Consider the following 1,715-nt stretch of genomic DNA (forward strand, 5'->3'; position numbering starts at 1 on the left):
GTACCAGTCAAGCGCGTCGTTGATTACAACGTCAAGGTGCGCGTCAAATCGGATCAAACGGGCGTGGATATCGCGAACGTGAAGATGTCCATGAACCCGTTCGACGAGATCGCCGTCGAAGAGGCCACGCGCCTGAAAGAAAAGGGCGGCGCCACCGAGGTGGTGGCGGTGTCGTGCGGGGTGGCGCAATGCCAGGAAACGCTGCGCACGGCCATGGCCATTGGCGCAGACCGCGGCATTCTGGTGCAGACCGATGCCGAGCTGCAGCCGCTGGCGGTGGCCAAGCTGCTCAAGGGCCTGGTGGACAAAGAGCAGCCGCAGCTGGTGATCCTGGGCAAGCAGGCCATTGACGACGACGCCAACCAGACCGGGCAGATGCTGGCCGCGCTGCTGGACTGGCCGCAGGCCACGTTTGCCAGCAAGGTCGAAGTGGCCGACGGCTCGGTGACGGTCACGCGCGAGGTCGACGGCGGCCTGGAAACGATCAAGCTGAAGCTGCCTGCCATTGTCACGACGGACCTGCGCCTGAACGAGCCGCGCTACGTGACGCTTCCCAACATCATGAAGGCCAAGAAAAAGCCGCTGGACACGGTCACGCCCGAGGAACTGGGGGTGGACGCGGCGCCGCGGCTCAAGACGCTGAAGGTGACCGAGCCGCCGGCGCGCAAGGCCGGCATCAAGGTGGCCGACGTGGCCGCGCTGGTGGACAAACTGAAGAACGAAGCGAAGGTGCTCTGAGATGACGACGCTTGTTATTGCCGAACACGACAATGCCCACCTGAAGGGCGCGACGCTGAACGCCATTGCGGCGGCTGCCCAGCTGGGCGGCGACGTGCACGTGCTGGTGGCCGGCAGCAATGTCCAGGCGGTGGCCGAGCAGGCTGCGGCGGCCGCGGGCGTGGCCAAGGTGCTTGCGGCCGATGCGCCGCACCTGGCCGACGGGCTGGCCGAGAACCTGGCCGCGCAGGTGCTGGCGGTGGCCTCGGGCTACAGCCACATCGTGTTTCCGGCCACGGCCTCGGGCAAGAACGTGGCCCCGCGCGTGGCGGCCAAGCTGGATGTGGCGCAGATCTCCGACATCATCGGGGTGGACTCGTCCGATACGTTCCAGCGGCCGATCTACGCGGGCAACGCCATTGCCACGGTGCAGTCGGGCGATGCGGTCAAGGTGATCACGGTGCGCACCACGGCGTTTGACGCGGTGTCGGCCTCGGGCGGTTCGGCGGCGGTCGAGGCGCTGGCGGCGGTGGCCGATTCGGGGCTGTCGTCGTTCGTGGGCCGCGAAGTGGCCAAGAGCGACCGTCCCGAGCTGGCCGGTGCGCGCGTGGTGATCTCGGGCGGCCGCGGGCTGGGCAGCGCCGAGAACTTCAAGATCCTGGATCCGCTGGCCGACAAGCTGGGCGCGGCGCTGGGCGCCTCGCGCGCGGCGGTCGACGCGGGCTACGCGCCCAACGACTGGCAGGTGGGCCAGACGGGCAAGATCGTGGCGCCGCAGCTGTACGTGGCCGTGGGCATCTCCGGGGCCATCCAGCACCTGGCGGGCATGAAAGACTCCAAGGTCATCGTGGCCATCAACAAGGATGCCGAAGCGCCCATCTTCGGCGTGGCCGACTACGGCCTGGTCGGCGACCTGTTTACGGTCGTGCCCGAACTGACCAACGCGCTGTAAGCGCAAGGTGTCTGACACCCTGCGGGAGTCAGACACCGACATCTCA

At 67.6% G+C, this 1,715-nt stretch carries 2 protein-coding genes; both read left to right on the top strand.

The annotated features are described in order from the left end of the window. The coding region (locus tag CAL18_RS05360) for an electron transfer flavoprotein subunit beta/FixA family protein (protein ID WP_141217745.1) at positions 1-738 on the top strand (738 nt) is incomplete at its 5' end. A gap of 1 nt (position 739) precedes the next feature. Beyond that, complete coding sequence (locus CAL18_RS05365; RefSeq protein ID WP_094817477.1) at positions 740-1,669, top strand: electron transfer flavoprotein subunit alpha/FixB family protein; 930 nt, start codon at positions 740-742, stop codon at positions 1,667-1,669. Positions 1,670-1,715 lie beyond the last annotated feature (46 nt).

Origin of the sequence: Bordetella genomosp. 7 (assembly GCF_002261415.1) — a bacterium.
In the GTDB taxonomy this organism is placed as follows: Bacteria; Pseudomonadota; Gammaproteobacteria; order Burkholderiales; family Burkholderiaceae_B; genus Bordetella_A.